This is a genomic window from Isoptericola luteus (assembly GCF_020297055.1).
Lineage (GTDB): Bacteria > Actinomycetota > Actinomycetes > Actinomycetales > Cellulomonadaceae > Isoptericola > Isoptericola luteus.
Genome location: NZ_JAIXCQ010000009.1, coordinates 75,809 through 92,470, shown reverse-complemented (window position 1 = coordinate 92,470; position 16,662 = coordinate 75,809). Strand labels below are relative to the sequence as shown.

Here is a 16,662-nt window from a genome sequence, read left to right as displayed (position 1 = left end):
GGAACCTCGCCGTGCCGGCGCCACCAGCGGACGGTCGTCACCACGGGACGGTCGTCACCACGGGACGAGGCCCGCCTCGTTGAAGAACCCGCCCCGCGGGCCGTCGTCGGGCAGGCAGGCCAGCCGGATCGCGATCGCGGCGCCCTGCTCGGGGGTGCGCGGGCCGGCGTGGCCGGTGAAGTCGGTGGCGACGTAGCCCGGGCACGCGGAGTTGACGACGACGGGGCCGTCGGCCAGTCGGCGCGCGTACTGGACCGTCAGCGCGTTGACCATCGTCTTCGACGACGCGTAGGTGGCCAGGATCGGGCCGGTGTGCAGCTCCAGCGAGCCCATGTCGCTGGACATGTTGACGATCCTGGGTGCACGGGACCGCTCGAGCAGCGGGAGCATCGCGTTGGTCACGCGGACGACGCCGAGGACGTTCGTGTCCAGCACGGTGCGCAGGACGTCGAGGTCGAGCGTCGTCGGGTCCTGGGCGCCGCCGTCGAACCGCCCGGAGATCCCGGCGTTGTTCACGAGGACGTCGAGCCGCCCCGCCTCGGCATCGATCGCTTGCGCCGCCGCGGCCACGCTCCGGTCGGACGTGACGTCGAGCGCCACACCGAACGCGTCCACGCCGTCCGCGCGGAGCTTCTCGACGGCGGCGTCCCGTCGCGCGTCGTCGCGGGCGCCGACGGCGACCCGGAACCCTTCGGTGCCCAGACCGCGGGCGACGGCGAACCCGATTCCCTTGTTGGCGCCCGTGACGAGGGCGACCTTCTTCTCTTCCATACGAGACATGTTCGACGGCGCGTGCCTGACCCGTCCAAGACCGATCGGGTCGCCTGTGATACCTGGCGGGTATCACTGCGTAGGCTCGCATCATGGACGGTCTCGAGACGCGTGAGCTGCGCTACTTCACGGCGGTGGCCGACGAGCTGCACTTCGGGCGGGCGGCCGAGAGGCTGGGGATCGCTCAGCCCCCGCTGTCGCGGGCGGTGCGTCAGCTCGAACGACGGCTCGGGGTGCGGCTGTTCGACCGCGACCGCAGGGGTGTCGCTCTCACGGAGGCGGGCAAGGTGCTGCGTCGCGAGGCGGGGCCGGCGCTGGCCGCCGTCGAGGCGGCGGCGCGACGCACCCGGCGAGCAGCCGACCCGGCGCGGGCGATCACGCTCGTGACCAAGGCCGGGGCCTCGTCCGACCTGCTGCAGTCCCTGCTCGACGCCTTCTCGCGCGCTCCGGACGCCGTACCGGTCGACGTGCTCCTGTGCGAGGTGGGCGAGCAGGCGGGCATCCTCCGTGCCGGGGCGGCCGACGTGGCACTGATGCACCGGCCGGTCGACGACCTCGCGGGGCTGGCGACGCAGGACCTGCTGACGGAGGGCCAGGTGGCGATCGTTCCCGCGGCGCACCCGCTCGCCTCCCGGGACCAGGTGACGACCTCCGAGATCGCGCACGTCGCCGACCTGCCGATGGCGCGCTGGCCGCGGCCCGACTGGACCTATCCCGACGGACCGGGACCCGGGGTGAGGACGCAGTCCCAGATCGCACAGCTGGTGGCCCTGGGCCGCGCCCTCCTGGTCATCCCTGCCTCCAGCCGCGCGTGGCAGTGGCCGCAGCACGCCGCCGTCCCCGTGACCGACGCACCGAAGGTGACGACCGTCCTCGCGTGGCCACCGCACACCCGCTCCGCCGCTCTCGACGCGTTGCGCGAGACCGCGACCGAGCTGTGAGAGGCGTGTCTCAGGCGAAGGCCGACACCCCGGTGATGTCGCGGCCCACGATGAGCGCCTGCATCGACTCGGTGCCCTCGTAGGTGTGGAGCGCCTCGACGTCCGCGAAGTGCCGCGCGACGCGGTTCGTGAGCAGGATGCCGTTGCCGCCGAGCATGTCGCGGGCGATGGACGCGACCTCGCGGGCCTGCCGCGTGGTCGTGTACTTGGCGAGCGACGCCTGTTCGCCGGTGAGCGCGCCGGCGTCGGCGAGGCGGGTGGTCTGCGCGACCAGCAGCTGCATCTGCGTGACGAGCGACAGCATGCGGGTCAGGCGCTCCTGCACCATCTGCTTGGCGGCCAACGGCTTGCCGAACTGGATGCGCTGCTTCGAGTACGCCACCGCGGCCTCGTAGCAGGCGACGGCGTGCCCGACGGCCGACCAGGCCACCGCGAGGCGGGTGGCGAACAGGACCGCGGCCGTCGCGGCGAACGACGTCGCGCGCGGCAGCGCCGCGTCCGCGGGGACGAAGACGTCGGTGAGCACGATGTGCGCCTGCGTGATGGCGCGCAGCGACAGCTTGCCCTCGATCGTGGTGGCGTCGTACCCCGGAGCGTCCTGCGGGACGATGAAGCCGTGGACCTGGTTGTCGCCGTCCTCACCCACCAGGCGGGCCCAGACCACGGAGATGTCGCCGCAGGAGCCGAAGCCGATCCACTTCTTCTCGCCGTCGATGACGTACCCCTCGACCCCGTCGCGGGTCTCCTTGCGGGCCGTCGTCTCGAGGGAGACGGAGTCCGAGCCGTGGGTGGGCTCGGTGAGCGCGAAGGCGCCGAGGATCTCCCCGCGCGCCATGGGCTCGGCGTACTTCTCGATCTGCTCGGGCGAGCCGTGCATGACGATGGAGCGCAGCGCGAGGCCGCCCTGGACGCCGCAGATGGTGGCGACCGAGCCGTCTCCGCGCGACATCTCCATGCTGGCGAGGCCCTCGGCCATGAAGGACACCTTCGGGCGGCCGGGCACGTCGACGCCGTCGCGCAGGAAGTCGAGCTCGGCGAGCTTCTTGACGAGGTCGAACGGGACCTCGGCACGCTCCCAGTAGCCGTCGATGACGGGGAGCACGTGCTCCTGGACGAACGCGCGGACGGCGAGCTGGTGCTCCCGCTCCGCGGGTGTCACGTCGGCGAAGGCGCCGACGTAGTCCAGGTCGAGCGGCGCCGACAGGTCGTAGTCGGGGGCGGTCACGCCAGGCATGACGGGGGCGTTGCGGGTCATCGACGACCTCACTCTCTGCGCGGGGGTCCGGCTCGGGCCCGGTGGAGAACAGCGGACGGCGCCGACGCGAGGCTGGTGGCAGCGACGGCGCCGTCCTGCGTCCATCGTCCACCGCGACGGGGTCTCACGTCAAACGAGACTCCGTATCAACCTCTCGGACGCCGTCAGGCAGGCACGAGCGCGCCGGTGTCGGACCGTCCGCCCACACTGGGTGCATGGCGACGACGAGCGCGGGCCTGCTGTTCTACCGGACGACAACCGACGGGCTCGAGGTGCTGCTCGGACACATGGGCGGACCCTTCTGGACACGCAAGGACGCCGGCGCGTGGACGGTGCTCAAGGGTGAGCTCGACCCGGACGAGGACCCGCACGCCGCTGCCGTCCGCGAGGCCGGCGAGGAGCTCGGCCTGCCGCTGCCGACACCCCCGTCCCCCGACGTCGACCTCGGCGAGGTGCGCCAGAAGTCCGGCAAGCGCGTGCTCGCCTGGGCGCGCGAGTGGCCCCTGCCCGGGCCCGACCTCGACCAGGTGCGCAGCAACACCGTCGAGATCGAGTGGCCGCCGCGCTCCGGGCGGCGCCTCGAGGTCCCCGAGATCGACCGCGTCGCATGGTTCGCGCCGGACGACGCACGCCGCCTCGTCGTGAGAGCGCAGGCCGCGCTCGTCGACCGCCTCGAGACCGCCGTCGCCGGGTAGGCGTCGAGCAGCGGGCGCGCCCGTCAGGCAGTGAACGTCAACCAGAGCAGCACGACGTTCAGCGCCACGATGACCGCGGCGATCGCCCACGCGATCAGCTGCGTGACCGAGCGGTTGCGGAACGACCCGAGCAGCTCCGCCTCCCGGGTGAGGCGCACCAGCGGGATCATCGCGAACGGGATGCCGAAGCTCAGCACCACCTGGCTCACCACCAGCAGCCAGGTGGGCGAGATGCCGGTCGCGAGCAGCACGATCGCCGGGACCAGCGTGACGAGGCGTCGCGCCGTCAGCGACACCCGCACGCGGAGCAGCCCGGACATGATCTCGGCGCCGGCGTACGCCCCGACCGACGTCGACGCCAGCCCGGACGCGAGCAGCCCGATGCCGAACAGGACCGCCACGGCGGGCCCCAGCGAGGCGGAGATCGCGGCGTGCGCGCCCTCGATCGTGTCCGTGCCCGTGCGGCCGGGCAGGTTCGCCGCGGCGAGCAGCAGCATCGCGATGTTCACCCCGCCCGCCAGCACGAGGGCCGCAACCACGTCCCAGCGCGTCGCCACCAGCAACCGGCGCACGGTCGAGGTCGACGGCGGCGTCGCGCCGTCGCGCCCGGGATCGACCGCGTCGCCCGTGACGCCCGTGACGCCCGTGACGCCCGTGACGCCCGTGACGCCCGTGACGGGAGCGTCCGACCCGGTCGCGAGCACGTGCCGCTGCCGCATGCGAGCGTCGTGCCGCACCCGGTCACGGGCGAGGGAGGAGTGCAGGTAGATCGCGTGCGGCATCACCGTGGCGCCGAGCATCGACGCCGCGAGAAGCACCGACTCCGGCCCGTCCAGGCGCGGGACCAGCCCGCCCACGAGCGCACCGACGTCCGGGGGCGCGAAGAACAGCCCCGCGCAGAACCCGACCGTGAGGATCGCGAGCATCGACGTCACGACGGTCTCGAAGACCCGCTGACCACGACGCTGCTGCAGCGACAGCACGAGCATCGACACGACGCCCGTGATCACGCCGCCGAGCACCAGCGGCACCCCGAAGAGCAGGTGCAGCGCGATGGCTCCGCCGATGACCTCCGCGACGTCGGTCGCCATCGCGACCGCCTCGGCCTGCAGCCAGTACGCGATGCGGCCCCGCCGGGACATCCGCTCGCCCAGCACCTCCGGCAGCGACCGGCCGGTGACGACCCCGAGCTTGGCCGAGAGGTACTGGACCAGCACCGCCATCGCGTTCGCGGCGACCAGCACCCAGACGAGCAGGTAGCCGTACCGGGCGCCCGCCGTGAGGTTCGCCGCGACGTTGCCCGGGTCGACGTACGCGATGGCCGCCACGAACGCCGGGCCTAGCAGCGTGACGAGCCGCGCCGACCGAGCCCCGCGCCCGTGGGCACCCCGGCCGGCACGACCCCCGGCAGGGGCTCCCCCGGACGGTCCCGGGACGGCGCCGTGCTCCGACGTCACTGGTCCGGTGCGGCTCACGTGTTCTCCTCCTGGCGCCATGGGGCATGGTTTCGGATATCCGAAACCATAGACGCTGCCGCCCGCATCTCACACGCACCGACGACATGGCCGGGGCTTCTGGCAGCATGTGCGCGTGCCTCCCGCCGCCGAGACCACCGGAACCCCGCGCCCAGCGCGTCGCGTGCTGCGGTCCGTGCTGCGGTCGCCGTGGCTGCTCCTGGCGGGATTCGTCGCCGTGCACGCCTGGGTGGTGCGAGCGGCGATCGGCTGGGCCTACACCATCTATGGCGACGTCACGCTCTACGAGTGGTGGGCGCGCCACGGCCTGACGACCGGGCAGTGGCCGGTGCTCGACTACGACTGGGTCTACCCCGTCGGCGCGCTCGTGCCCGTCACGTTCCCGGCACTGGTCTCCCAGGACGTGCTGGGGTACGAGATCGTGTGGACGGCGATGATCGTCGCGCTGAACGCCGTCGCCACGGTCGTGCTGGTCCGGTCCACGCCACGCGGCCTGGTCGGCGCCTGGTGGTGGCTCGCGTTCCTGGTGGCCCTCGGGCCGATCTTCCTCGGCCGGCTCGACGGCGTGATCGCCCCGATGATCCTGGTCGCCCTGGTGCTCGCCGCCCGCCGTCCGGCCCTGGCCACCACGATCGCGACCGTCGGCGCCTGGATCAAGATCGCGCCGGGCGCCGTCGTCGTCGCCCTCGCCGCCACCCGGCGCACGACCCGCGACCTGTGGCGCACCGTCCTGCTGCCCGGGGCCGCGGTCAGCGTGGTGGCGGTAGGGCTCGCGCTCACCGGCGGTGCGGGCGACCGCGCCCTGAGCGTCTTCGGCGAGCAGGGCGACCGCACGCTGCAGGCCGAGTCCGTCGCGGCCACCTGGTTCAGCGTCGCCCGCCTGTGGGACCCGTCCGTGCAGATCGACTACAACGACGACATCTACACCTACGAGGTCCAGGGCGAGGCCGCGGCGCGCGTGGCGGGCGTCCTGGACTGGCTGCTGCCCGTCGCCGTGCTGGTCATCGCCGGCCTCGTGCTCCGGGCCTCGCGGCGCCGCCCCGACCACGGCGGGGACGTCCTCCTGCTGGGGTCGGCGGCGCTGCTGCTGTCCCTCATCGTGTTCAACAAGGTGGGCTCGCCGCAGTTCGTCGCCTGGATCGGGCCACCCCTCGCGGTGGCGCTCGCCCTGGCCGGCCCCGGCCATCGGCGGATCTGGGCCCCGCCCGCCGTCGGCGCCCTGCTCGTCGCCTACGCGACCTACCTCGTCTACCCGGTCGCGTACGGGGAGTTCCTCACGGCGGTGCCGTGGATCGTCGTCGTCGAGGCGTTGCGGAACGTCGCGCTCGTCGCACTGCTCGTCGGCGCGGTGTGGCGCGTGGTCCAGCTCGGCCGGAGCGCCCCGCACCCGGCGGACGACGCCACACGTTCCGTGGCGTAGCCGCTAGGTCACCGCTGCGCCGACCCGTCGGCGTGCCGCTGCGCGAGGTCGCGGAACCACTCGAGGGAGTGCCGGTACGAGGTGATCCCGTAGTCGAGCGTGGCCTGCTGGAAGACGAACACGTCCCGGAGCTCGTCGGGCACGTCCACGCCCTCGATCTGCGTCGCGAGGTCGGTGAGCCGGGCCAGGTCGGCGTCGATCCGGGCGAGGATGCCGGCGAGCACCGGCCCGCGCTCCGGCTCGGCCAACAGCCCCAGGAAGTAGAGCCGCGGTAGCGCGGCCGCCTCGGCGTCGGGGCCGGCGAGCGGGCCCGTCATCCACTCGTGGAACTCGCGCCGCCCGACGGCGGTCACCCGGTACACCTTGCGCGACCGGGGGCCGTCGCCGTCGTCCGCCTCGATGGCGCCGCGCTCGAGCAGGCCGTCGAGCGCGCGCTTGATGCTGCCCGAGCTGGCGCTGTAGAAGAGCGAGACCCCGGCCTCGAAGTTCTTGACGAGGTCGTACAGGCTCTGCGGCCACAGGTGGAGCAGACCGAGGATCACGTACGCCATGCCCCGACCCTAGACCGTTGACGCTCATAGACATGTCTAGTAGACATGTCTATGAGGGTTGTCGAGGCGAGGAGACCACCATGGCGCGGCAGGACGCGGTCGGCAGGCTGCAGGCATCGCTGGAGCGGATGGGGCGGCGGAGCTCGAGACCGGCCCCGCAGGTGCTCGTCATCTCGCCCGCGCTGGAGCTGGAGCACGGCGGCGCACGGCCGTTCCACGCGGCGAGCGTCGGCAAGGTCATGACGGCGACTCTCGTCGCGATGCTCGTCGAGGAGGGCCGGTTCGACGTCGGCACTCCGCTCGGCAAGCTGCTCCCGGCGGCCGACGTCGACGGCCTCCCCGCCGCGCCGGGCGTCGACGCCGCCACCGACGTCACGGTCGAGCACCTGCTCACGCACACCAGTGGGCTGCCGGACTACTTCGAGCCACCGCGAGGCACGAGCACCGGGTGCTCCGTGCGGACCGTGGCCGCCGATCCCGACCGCTACTGGTCCCCGGCCGACCTGCTCGACGAGGCGCGGCGGCTGCCCGCCGTCGGCCGGCCGGGCGATCGTTTCCGGTACGGCGACACCGTGTTCGTGCTGCTGGGTCGCATCGTCGAGGAGGCCACCGGCCAGTCGTTCAGCTCCCGGCTGCGCGAACGCGTCTTCGCGCCCGCCGGGATGGAACGTGCCGCCACCCCGTACAGCGACGCCCGCACGCCCGCCGACCTCGCCGGGCTCGACGTCGCCCCCTTCTGGCTGGGCGGCCACGAGCTGAGCCGTGCGCTGAGCATGAGCCTCGACTGGGCCGGCGGGGGCATCGTGGCCCCGCCCGCCGACCTGGTGGCCTTCCAGCGCGCCCTGCACGGCGGGCGGCTCGTCTCCGCCGAGACGCTGGCGTGGATGTCGGCGCCGCGACACCGCCGTCGTCGGGGCATCCACTACGGGGCCGGCATGGTGACCGTCCGGTTCGGCGAGTTCACCCCGCCGTTCCTGCGCGGGCTGCCCGAGCCGGTGGGCGGGCTCGGGCACTTCGCCACGCACATGTTCTTCTACCCGCAGCACGACGCCCACGTGGTGCTGAACTTCCACTCCTACAGCCGCATGAACCAGAGCTTCATGACGCACGCGCGCATCGCGCAGCTCCTCGCCGCCGCGCCGTGACCGCGACTCAGGACGGCGCGGGAACGCCGTCCAGCGCCTCGCGCATCGCGCCCGTGACGTCGGGGGCCAGCGTCCGCGCGAACGTCGCCGTCAGGTGGCCGTGGTCGAAGTAGGCGATCAGCCCGCCCACGACGGGGCGGCACAGCGCGTCGTCGCACAGGAAGTCGTTGACGTCCAGGAGGGACACCGCCCCGGAGTCGTCGCCCCGTGCCGCCTCGGCCAGCGGGTCCGGCTCGATGGCCTCGGCCGGTGGCGCACCGCACGCGTCCGGGTCGTCCTCGTGCTCCGCGACGCAGTCAGGCACGTTCTGCGGCATCGCGGGGACGTCGCGCAGCACGAGCACCCGGATGCCGGCGCGCGTGAGCTCGTCGAGCGTGCGCTGGTACCCGGCCTGGGCGACGGCGGCCTGGTCCGCCGCCGGGACGCCCGCGAGCGGCTGGTTCGTGCGGTTCGACATGACGACGAGGTCGTACCCGCCGGCCACGATGGAGTCGATGGCCCACCGGTTGATGTCCTGGCAGTTCTGCGACGACTCGGCGGCCTCGAACTCCAGGGGCTCGTCCGCCGCGTAACAGACCGACTGGAGGTACGTGGTGACCTGCCAGCCGTTCGGTTCCAGCGCGTCCTGCATGGCCGGGAGCCAGTGCCCGGCGTGCGAGTTGCCGAACAGCGCGACGCGCGCGCCGTCGTCCGCGGCCTGGTCTCCGACGCCGTACGTACAGGTGTGGCGCGAGGTGAACGGCTCGTTGTTCCAGCAGCCGTCGGCGTAGGGGGCCGGCTTGTCGTCGGCCGCCACCGCGGGCGGCATGAACAGGTCCGGGTCCGCGCACGACGGGTCCCCCGCCACGCCCGCCCCGATGCACGGGGACAGCTCGGCGACCGACTGCTCGAACCGGTCCTGCGCGGCACGCTCGGAGGCGTCCGCGTACAGCAGGACGCCCGCCGCGGCACCGCCGACGACCACCACGCAGGCAAGGAGCATGCCGAACGTCGCGCCGACGCTCCGGGCGAGCCGTGGGTGCCAGCGCAGCCGGTCCTCCACGTACCGCTGGGACAGCGCCGCCAGGAGCAGCGACGCCGCGAGGACGCCGAGCGTGTCGACCAGGCCCAGCGGGCGGCCGATCGCGAACGGCACGATGACGATCAGCGGCCAGTGCCACAGGTACGTCGAGTAGGAGACGTCGCCGAGCCACTGCATCGGGCGCCGCGCGAGCAGCCCGCCCGGACCCCACCGCGCGCCGTCGGCGGCCGCGCCGATCACCAGGGCGGTCCCGAGCGTCGGCACGACGGCGGAGACGCCGGGGAACGACGTGGCCGCGTCGAACCGGAACACCGACCACGCGACGAGTGCCAGCCCGAGCCAGGCGGTGGCGGCGCGCGCCGCGCCGGCCGGTGCCGCCGTCGACGCGGCCAGGTCCAGCCGGGGCCACGCGGCGACGACGGCGGCGAGGAGCCCTCCGAGCGCGAGCTCCCAGGCGCGCGTCGTCGACACGAAGTACGCGGCCGAGGGGTCCGTGGACGTCAGGTGCGCGGACCAGGCGAGCGACGCCAGGACGATCGCGCCGATGACGACGGCCGGGACCCACCGGGCGGCCGCGCCGTCCGCCCCCCGCCGGCGTGCGACGTGGCGCGCGACCAACGCCGTGAGGCCCAGGACCACGGGCCACACGATGTAGAACTGCTCCTCGATCGAGAGGGACCAGTAGTGCTGGACCGGCGACTCCTGCTGGTCGGCGGCGAGATAGTTGGTCTCGAACGACGCCAGGGTCCAGTTCTCGACGTAGAAGATCGCCGAGATCACCTCGCGGGTGACGACGCCGAACGTGGTCGAGGGCAGCCAGATCACCGTGGCGACCAGCGTCACGAACAGCACGACGCTCGCCGCCGGGATGAGCCGGCGGATGCGCCGCGCCCAGAACTGGGCGAGGGACCCGACGCCGCGGACGGGTGTGCGCAGCAGGTGGCTCGTGATCAGGAAGCCCGAGATCACGAAGAAGACGTCGACGCCCACGTACCCGCCGGTGACCGCGCCCGGCCACAGGTGGAACGCGACGACCGCGGCCACGGCGATGGCGCGCAGGCCCTGGATGTCCGTGCGCGCGCCCGACTGCCGGGCGGCCTCAGGGCGTGCGGGGGCCCCACGCGGGTCCGCGCGCGTCACGTCCGAGTCCCGTCCAAGCACCCAGGCAGGGTAGGCCACCGCGGGCCGCCCGATGCGCCCGTCCGGGTGCCGGGGTAGCTCTCGCCACCCCGTCGCGGGCCGTCAGCGCGGGCCGAAGGCCTCGAGCAGCAGGACGACGACCATCGCACCCGTGCCGGCGGCGACCACCACGATCGGCGGCTTGCGGCCCCGCACCAGTGCGCGGATCTCGGTGCCGACCACTCCCACCAGCAGCGCACCCGTCACGAGGTGCCACAGCACCGATCCCACGGACGGGCTGGTGAGGACGAGGCTCACGTGCCGCCACCACGTGCTGACCGCGAGCATCGTGATCCCGGCCTGGATGAGCAGGATGCCGACCACCGCGCCCGCGTGCAGCAGGCCCGGCCCGTGGTCCCCCTCCGAGGACTCCTGCTCCTGGCCGTAGGCGTCGGCCACGCGCCGCGATCGCATGGGGATATCGTCTCCCGAGGTCGAGTCTGGTGCGACGTCGACGATGGCGACGTCTATCAGCCCGGTGTCGGGCATCGGCGGTCAAAAATACAGTACGACCAGGGAAGACATCGACGGCACCTGGGCCCCCGCCCCGGGCGAGCTGGCCAAGGGGCCGTCGACGGTCGGGATCCACCATGGCTGTGGCACCCACAGCGCGAGCGTCCGCGATGACGTGCATGCCGCTGGACGCCCCCACCCTGACCACTGTTCGTCTGGGCGTTCGGCGGCTGGTGCGGACTCATCGAGTGGAGCCCCGACGTTCGCGGCACCTCCCTGGGTGACGGACCAGTAACGCCGCCATCGGGGCCATCGCCGCCGATCGCCACCTCGCGGGGCAGTCGTTGCTGTGGCTGACGATCTTCGTCGACGTCGTGATCGGCCTCTTCTCACCGTGGGCGGCGATGTGGGGTAGCGGCCCTGATGCCGCCTCGGCCACGCTTCTGATCGCCGCGGGCGTCATCTTGTGGGACGACCACCCGGGGCAGCGGCGACTGATCGGGCTGGGGACCACCCGCGTGGCGGAGACGGCTCCGCCACGCGCGTGCCCAGGCGCGCTATGGCCGGACGATGCGCAGCGGCGAATCGCTGACGAACGCGATCGCGACGCCGTGTTCCCGCCCGAGCCTCTCCCAGGACTCGGCGAGTTCGCGGGCAAGGCTCCACGAGCCAGCGCCGTAGAACAGTCGGTGGCCGAAGCTGTAGTCGGTCAGTCGCGCCTCAGAATCCTCATTTTCGGAGTCGAGCTCGTCCAGCGCGTCGAGGGACGGATAGTCCACGGCGAGCTCACGGGCCGTGTATATCACCGTCGTACTTCAGTTTGTGGCCCGATCTAGCGCTACGGTCCCGGCCATCACGACTTGCACCCCACGACAGGGAGACCCCGGTGCGATCGAACTACTTCTGGACGGCGAACCGCATCATCGTGGCTGGGCTGACGGCTGTGCTGGCCCTCATGGTGCTGATGGTCCTACTTGCCGATGCCGTCGGACTACCCCAAATCGCCGGGCTTGCCACGGCAGTTGTTCTCGGCCTGGCGCTTGTCGCATTCGTTGTGAGCGCCCTGGCCGGCCAGGTCACAAGCCTGACCGAACACGTCTCCCGCATGCGCCCTGGACTAACGGTGCTTCCTGCTGCAGCCCTCGCTCCAACCAGGGCAGACAGGCTCGAGCTCGGCCTCCAGCGGACCGGTCCCCATGCATCTGGCGGCAGCCCTGCCGCTCTGGTCGTCCTGGCGGACCGCGTTGAACTATGGAGTGGGCGGAAGGAGGCAGGGCCGCGATGGTCAGCAGCGCGCAACGACTTAGTGCTCTCGCTTGGCACCGCTCGAGTGGGCACGACGAACTGGAATGTGGTCAACATGAGCGACGATCACCACGCCGTCTCGCTTGCCCCACGATACTCACGGCTCCCCGCACACCCGGACAACGACGTCTCCGCGATGCTGCGAGCCCTGCGCTGTGACTCGTCCGAAGAACAGAGCAAGTCTCACGAGCGCTAAGCGCAAAGGCTGCGATCTCGCGGCCCGCGAGGCTTTCGGCCTTCCTCGCCGACGGGGCCAGCCCTGTCACACGGGGATGGCGCGAGCAGGCGGGGGGAGCTGTGAGGTGCGCGCAGCGAACTTGCGACCGGAGCACCGGGCCCAATGGCCAGCCCGCTCGTGACGGCCGCGCGGCGAACCCGCGACTCAAGTCAGGATGGAAACGTCTCACGCCACCCGACGCAGGGCAAGGACGAGGGATGGCCGCCATCCGCCCGAGCGCGGCGCCATTCACGGTCGGGGTGCGTGTGCCAGAGCTGTGATGGTTGCGGTGGGCTTTGCTCGCGTCTTCGGACGCGACCACCCCGACGGCCATGAAACCCGCTCTGACCTGCAGTTTCAGGACCCGACTCGTCGCACGGAGTTGCACGCGATCAGGCAGATCGCCACCGCAAGACGGAGGGTAAGAGGTGGGATCCCGGCTAAGGTCACGCTGTGGACGTTGACCTCGTACCGGCGAGCGAATCGGACCGCGCCTTCTTCGTCCGAGTACACCACGAGTCGTATCGCTCGACGATCGAGCAGCTGTTCGTGTGGGACGACGCCACACAGGACGCCGCGGCTGAGCGTGCCTTCGACGCAGGCGGCATCCACATCGTCATGGGGAACGGCGTGCCGGTCGGCGTCGTCGGCTGGGAGCACCGAGACGGCCACGTCTGGCTCAAGGAGCTCTTCGTCCTTCCGGAACACCAGGGCCGAGGGATCGGCGGGCGCATCATTGCTCGCGTCGTCGACGAGGCTCGAGGCCGGGAGGTCCGCTTGCGAACGCTACGGCCGAACCTCGGTGCCGTCCGGCTCTATCAGCGATGCGGCTTCGAGCTCACCGGCGAAACCGACACGCACCGGTTCCTGACTCGGCCTCCTTCACAGGCGGAAGTGACTGCTCAGACGACGTGAGCTCTTCGAGGTCGGGACACTCGGAGGCGCCGTGCCGATAGCGGAGCACTGGAGGTCGGCGGAGGTCCGGGTCAAGGGTGGCCGCAGGCCATCGCACAGCGCCGCCGCAGGCGCCCTTGACGCGGGCCGGAGCCGGCCGGATGCTCGGCTGTCGGTGCGGGGCCGGAACGCAAGAGAGCAGCGCTACCCGACGGCGGCGCCTCCCACCTGCACACATCCCTGTCACCGCCTCGCCATGGGGTGGCGACCGCTCGAGTCCTGGCGATCGGAAAGGCACCAACGACGATGCTCATCGCGCGGCCGTTCACCTCGGCGGCCATCAAGCTCCATCCGTTCGACTGCGGAGAGCCGGAGCTCAACGACTGCCTCGCCCGCTACGCCAGCCAGAGCGAGAAGAAGGACAACGTCCGCACGACCTTGCTGCTCGACGAGGAGGCTCAGCGCGTCGCCGGCTACTTCTCCATGCGCACGTTCGAGCTGTCAGCGGCCGACGGCGAGTCAGCGATGGGACGCAGACTCCGCTACCCCGTGCCGGCGATGCTCCTTGCACGGCTCGCGGTCGACAACGACTACAAGGGTCAAGGCGTCTGCAAGCTGCTCCTCGTCGACGCCCTCCAGCGGCTGCTGGCAGCGGCCGACAACGTCGGCTTCGAGATCGTCGTCGTGCATGCGCTCCACGAGGACGCCGCCTGCTTCTACCTCAAGCACGGCTTCCGCCGGTTCCTCGACCACGATCTCAGCCTCTTCCTCACGACCAAGGACCTGCGCGCGACGTTCGCTTCAGCAGAACCAAGTTGAGCCGTACGCACCACGTGCGTACAGTAGACGTACACTACAGATCCGAGGAGCCACTATGCCCACCGCCAACGCGCGGTCAGAACGCCTGAACATGCGCCTGTCGCCCGATGCCCTCGCGACCATCCGCGAGGCCGCTGCCGCCCAGCAGCAGGACGTGTCCGCGTTCGTGCTCGGGGCCGCCATGGAGCACGCCCGCGAGGTCCTGCTCCGGGACCGCGTCCTCCAGCTCACTCCGCGCGAGCTCGACCAAGTCGACACTGCCCTCGAGGCCGAGCCTCGCGTCGTCCCGGAGCTCGCCGCGCTCATCGCTGCGGTCCGACGGGACACGCCGCAGCACGGCAAGCAGGAGCTGACCTCGCACTGAACGATCAGCCGAGCATGAACAGAGGGCGGCCCCGGACTGATCCAGGGCCGCCCTTCGTCGTCTCGGGGCGGGGTGTCGGGTGGGGTGCGCAGCGAGCGGAGCGAGCGAAGCGTGGGAGCCCGCGCGACGCCCCGGCCAGCGAGGCGGAGCCGCGCCTTGAGTCAGTAAGGAAAGTCTTCACGACGGGCCGAACCGAACCGTGTCCTGTCTCGGGACCTTCTTGACACTCGTGTATCAGGACCTGCTTGACATCCGCCGTGATCGCGGGCTCTGGCCGGACGATGTTCGCGGGCATCGTCGGGCGGGAGGTCGGGAATGGCAGTGGTGGCGTTGTCGGTCGTCGAGCGAAGGTTGGACGCGGTCCGGGCGGTGTTGAGCGGGGCACCGGTGGCCGAGGTCGCGCGGGGTGTGGGGGTCTCGCGGCAGTCGCTCCATACATGGGTGGCCCGGTATCTCTTGGGCGGGGTGGCGGGGCTGGCGAACCGGTCCTCGCGGCCGATGTTGAGCCCGTCGCGGGCGCCAGACGAGGTCGAGGCGGCGGTGGCCGAGCTGCGCCGCGAGCACCCGCGCTGGGGTGCCAGGCGGATCCGGTTGGAGCTGCTGCGCGCGGATCCGCCGTGGCATCCCGGCGAAGGGCTCGATGCGGCGGCGGTGCCGTCGACTGCCACGATCAACCGGATCTTGTTGCGGCACGGGCTGGTCAAGCCGCGCCCGCGCAAGCGGCCCCGGTCCTCGTTCGTGCGGTTCGAGCGGCCCGGACCGATGCAGCTGTGGGGCATCGACATCGTGGGCGGGATCGAGCTGGTCAACCCGGTCACCGGGGAGCTGCGGGAGGCGAAGATCGTCACCGGCGTGGACGACCACTCCCGGTTCTGCGTCATGGCACAGGTGGTCGAGCGGGCCACCGGGCGGGCGGTGTGTCTCGCGTTCGCGAAGGCGCTGGCGGCCTACGGGGTGCCCGAGGAAGTGATCACCGACAACGGCAAGCAGTTCACCGCCCGGTTCGCCAAGGGCGGGGAGGCGTTGTTCGACAAGATCTGCCGCAACAACGCGATCACGCACCGGCTCACGCAGCCCGCCTCGCCGAACCAGAACGGGAAGGTGGAGAGGTTCCACGGCACGTTCCGGCCCGAGATCTCCGAGCAGGGGCCGTTCGTCTCCCTGGTCGAGGCGCAGGGGGCGGTCGACGTGTGGGTGGCGCACTACAACGCCGAACGGCCCCACCAGGCGCTGGACGAGCAGGCGCCGGTGATGCCTGCGGACCGGTTCACACCCACAAAGGACGAGGCCATGCTCCCGTTGTGGGTGCCGCCCTCCCTCGAGATCGCGCCCGGACCGGCCGCTGGAGACGCCCAGGTGACTGCAGCGGTGGAGGGGCCCGTCATCGTCGCTACGGACCGGCCACGGCGGGTGCCGGGTTCGGGGGCGCCGGTCGAGCTGGACAAGGTCGCGCCGGCCTCGGGGAACATGACCGTGGGCCGGCAGCAGGTCTGGCTCGGCCCGGAACGGTCCGGGCAGGTCGTGCGGGTCTGGGCAGACTGCGACTGGCTGCACCTGTCCATCGGCGCCCAGCGGATCAAGACGCTGCGGTCCCGGCTCACCGTCAACGACCTGGACGTCCTGGCCGCCCGCGGCGCCTGGCCGGCCGGCGACCCGCCCGCCGCCGCCCGCGCCCGGGCCCGTGAGGGCGTGGTGGAGGTCGAACGGACCGTGGCCCGAACGGGGAACATCTCCCTGGGCAACAAGGCCGTGGCGGTGGCCGAGCTCTTGGCCGGGCGGCGGGTCGGGGTCTGGATCGAGGACCACGCCCCGCTGATCTTCTTCGACCCGGCCACCCGCACCATCTTGCGCACCCGGCCGAACACGCTCTCACCCGGCGACCAATACACGTTGCAACAGGCCGTGCCCACCGGTGAACGGCCACGTCCCGCGGTCGAGCCCGTGACCGTGCAACGGCGCGCCTCGGCCACCGGCATCATCGCCGTAGCGGGCCAGAAGGTCCCGCTCGGACGAATCCACGCCGGCGCCACCGTCACCGTCCACGCCGCCGAGGCGACCCTGGCGATCGAGCTGCCCGACGGTGACACGCGAGTCGTGCGCCGGACCAACGACAACGCCGTGCGCAGCATGAAGGGGCAACGACCGCGCACGGCGTAG

At 71.9% G+C, this 16,662-nt stretch carries 16 protein-coding genes; 9 read left to right on the top strand and 7 right to left on the bottom strand.

Going from position 1 to position 16,662, the window contains the following annotated elements:
* Window positions 1–54: 54 nt before the first annotated feature.
* A complete protein-coding gene (locus tag LEP48_RS13350) occupies window positions 55–771 on the bottom strand; it encodes an SDR family oxidoreductase (protein WP_225566090.1) in 717 nt (238 codons plus the stop codon).
* 92 nt (window positions 772–863) lie between these two features.
* On the opposite strand from LEP48_RS13350, the gene LEP48_RS13345 reads away from it, so the two are divergent.
* Window positions 864–1,712 carry a LysR family transcriptional regulator gene (locus LEP48_RS13345; RefSeq protein ID WP_225566089.1) on the top strand — a complete coding sequence of 283 codons (849 nt, stop codon included), beginning with the start codon at window positions 864–866 and terminating at the stop codon, window positions 1,710–1,712.
* Between the two features lie 10 nt (window positions 1,713–1,722).
* Here LEP48_RS13345 and LEP48_RS13340 read toward each other — a convergent pair whose 3' ends face one another.
* Complete coding sequence (locus LEP48_RS13340; protein WP_225566088.1) at window positions 1,723–2,967, bottom strand: acyl-CoA dehydrogenase family protein; 1,245 nt, start codon at window positions 2,965–2,967, stop codon at window positions 1,723–1,725.
* Window positions 2,968–3,182: 215 nt separating this feature from the next.
* Here LEP48_RS13340 and LEP48_RS13335 point away from each other — a divergent pair, with 215 nt between their 5' ends.
* Window positions 3,183–3,662 (top strand): NUDIX hydrolase, encoded by a 480-nt coding sequence (locus LEP48_RS13335; RefSeq protein ID WP_225566087.1) that lies wholly within the window; start codon window positions 3,183–3,185, stop codon window positions 3,660–3,662.
* A gap of 23 nt (window positions 3,663–3,685) precedes the next feature.
* On the opposite strand, the gene LEP48_RS13330 is transcribed toward LEP48_RS13335, so the two are convergent.
* A complete protein-coding gene (locus LEP48_RS13330) occupies window positions 3,686–5,008 on the bottom strand; it encodes an Nramp family divalent metal transporter (RefSeq protein ID WP_225566187.1) in 1,323 nt (440 codons plus the stop codon).
* A gap of 244 nt (window positions 5,009–5,252) precedes the next feature.
* Between LEP48_RS13330 and LEP48_RS13325 the strand changes: the two genes are divergently transcribed.
* Window positions 5,253–6,557: a glycosyltransferase 87 family protein gene (locus LEP48_RS13325; protein WP_225566086.1), complete on the top strand. Its 1,305-nt coding sequence runs from the start codon at window positions 5,253–5,255 to the stop codon at window positions 6,555–6,557.
* Window positions 6,558–6,565: 8 nt separating this feature from the next.
* Here the strand turns inward: LEP48_RS13325 and LEP48_RS13320 are convergent, their stop codons facing one another.
* Window positions 6,566–7,108 (bottom strand): PadR family transcriptional regulator, encoded by a 543-nt coding sequence (locus tag LEP48_RS13320; protein ID WP_225566085.1) that lies wholly within the window; start codon window positions 7,106–7,108, stop codon window positions 6,566–6,568.
* Between the two features lie 80 nt (window positions 7,109–7,188).
* Between LEP48_RS13320 and LEP48_RS13315 the strand changes: the two genes are divergently transcribed.
* A complete protein-coding gene (locus LEP48_RS13315) occupies window positions 7,189–8,253 on the top strand; it encodes a serine hydrolase domain-containing protein (RefSeq protein WP_225566084.1) in 1,065 nt (354 codons plus the stop codon).
* A 7-nt stretch (window positions 8,254–8,260) separates the two neighbouring features.
* Here LEP48_RS13315 and LEP48_RS18845 read toward each other — a convergent pair whose 3' ends face one another.
* The 3 genes from LEP48_RS18845 to LEP48_RS13300 form a co-directional block, all read right to left on the bottom strand.
* Window positions 8,261–10,435 (bottom strand): acyltransferase family protein, encoded by a 2,175-nt coding sequence (locus LEP48_RS18845; RefSeq protein ID WP_225566083.1) that lies wholly within the window; start codon window positions 10,433–10,435, stop codon window positions 8,261–8,263.
* 81 nt (window positions 10,436–10,516) lie between these two features.
* The gene (locus tag LEP48_RS13305) at window positions 10,517–10,867 is read right to left on the bottom strand and encodes a hypothetical protein (RefSeq protein WP_225566082.1); all 351 of its coding nucleotides are present in this window, start codon (window positions 10,865–10,867) and stop codon (window positions 10,517–10,519) included.
* 596 nt (window positions 10,868–11,463) lie between these two features.
* Complete coding sequence (locus LEP48_RS13300; protein WP_225566081.1) at window positions 11,464–11,685, bottom strand: hypothetical protein; 222 nt, start codon at window positions 11,683–11,685, stop codon at window positions 11,464–11,466.
* Window positions 11,686–11,792: 107 nt separating this feature from the next.
* Between LEP48_RS13300 and LEP48_RS13295 the strand changes: the two genes are divergently transcribed.
* The 5 genes from LEP48_RS13295 to LEP48_RS13275 all read left to right on the top strand — a co-directional run bounded on the left by LEP48_RS13295 (window position 11,793) and on the right by LEP48_RS13275 (window position 16,662).
* Entirely contained in the window at window positions 11,793–12,407 is a 615-nt protein-coding gene (locus LEP48_RS13295) for a hypothetical protein (RefSeq protein ID WP_225566080.1), read from the top strand.
* Window positions 12,408–12,881: 474 nt separating this feature from the next.
* A complete protein-coding gene (locus tag LEP48_RS13290; RefSeq protein WP_225566079.1) occupies window positions 12,882–13,343 on the top strand; it encodes a GNAT family N-acetyltransferase in 462 nt (153 codons plus the stop codon).
* A 285-nt stretch (window positions 13,344–13,628) separates the two neighbouring features.
* Window positions 13,629–14,141, top strand: coding sequence for a GNAT family N-acetyltransferase (locus LEP48_RS13285; RefSeq protein WP_225566078.1), 513 nt, complete (start codon window positions 13,629–13,631; stop codon window positions 14,139–14,141).
* A gap of 55 nt (window positions 14,142–14,196) precedes the next feature.
* Window positions 14,197–14,505 (top strand): type II toxin-antitoxin system TacA family antitoxin, encoded by a 309-nt coding sequence (locus tag LEP48_RS13280; protein ID WP_225566077.1) that lies wholly within the window; start codon window positions 14,197–14,199, stop codon window positions 14,503–14,505.
* 315 nt (window positions 14,506–14,820) lie between these two features.
* A complete protein-coding gene (locus LEP48_RS13275) occupies window positions 14,821–16,662 on the top strand; it encodes an IS481 family transposase (protein ID WP_225566076.1) in 1,842 nt (613 codons plus the stop codon).

Coding starts and splice junctions, on each gene's coding strand:
- LEP48_RS13350 (WP_225566090.1), bottom strand. CDS start 771: ATGGAAGAGAAGAAGGTCGCCCTCGTCACGGGCGCCAACAAGGGAATC.
- LEP48_RS13345 (WP_225566089.1), top strand. CDS start 864: ATGGACGGTCTCGAGACGCGTGAGCTGCGCTACTTCACGGCGGTGGCC.
- LEP48_RS13340 (WP_225566088.1), bottom strand. CDS start 2,967: ATGACCCGCAACGCCCCCGTCATGCCTGGCGTGACCGCCCCCGACTAC.
- LEP48_RS13335 (WP_225566087.1), top strand. CDS start 3,183: ATGGCGACGACGAGCGCGGGCCTGCTGTTCTACCGGACGACAACCGAC.
- LEP48_RS13320 (WP_225566085.1), bottom strand. CDS start 7,108: ATGGCGTACGTGATCCTCGGTCTGCTCCACCTGTGGCCGCAGAGCCTG.
- LEP48_RS13315 (WP_225566084.1), top strand. CDS start 7,189: ATGGCGCGGCAGGACGCGGTCGGCAGGCTGCAGGCATCGCTGGAGCGG.
- LEP48_RS13305 (WP_225566082.1), bottom strand. CDS start 10,867: ATGCGATCGCGGCGCGTGGCCGACGCCTACGGCCAGGAGCAGGAGTCC.
- LEP48_RS13285 (WP_225566078.1), top strand. CDS start 13,629: ATGCTCATCGCGCGGCCGTTCACCTCGGCGGCCATCAAGCTCCATCCG.
- LEP48_RS13280 (WP_225566077.1), top strand. CDS start 14,197: ATGCCCACCGCCAACGCGCGGTCAGAACGCCTGAACATGCGCCTGTCG.
- LEP48_RS13275 (WP_225566076.1), top strand. CDS start 14,821: ATGGCAGTGGTGGCGTTGTCGGTCGTCGAGCGAAGGTTGGACGCGGTC.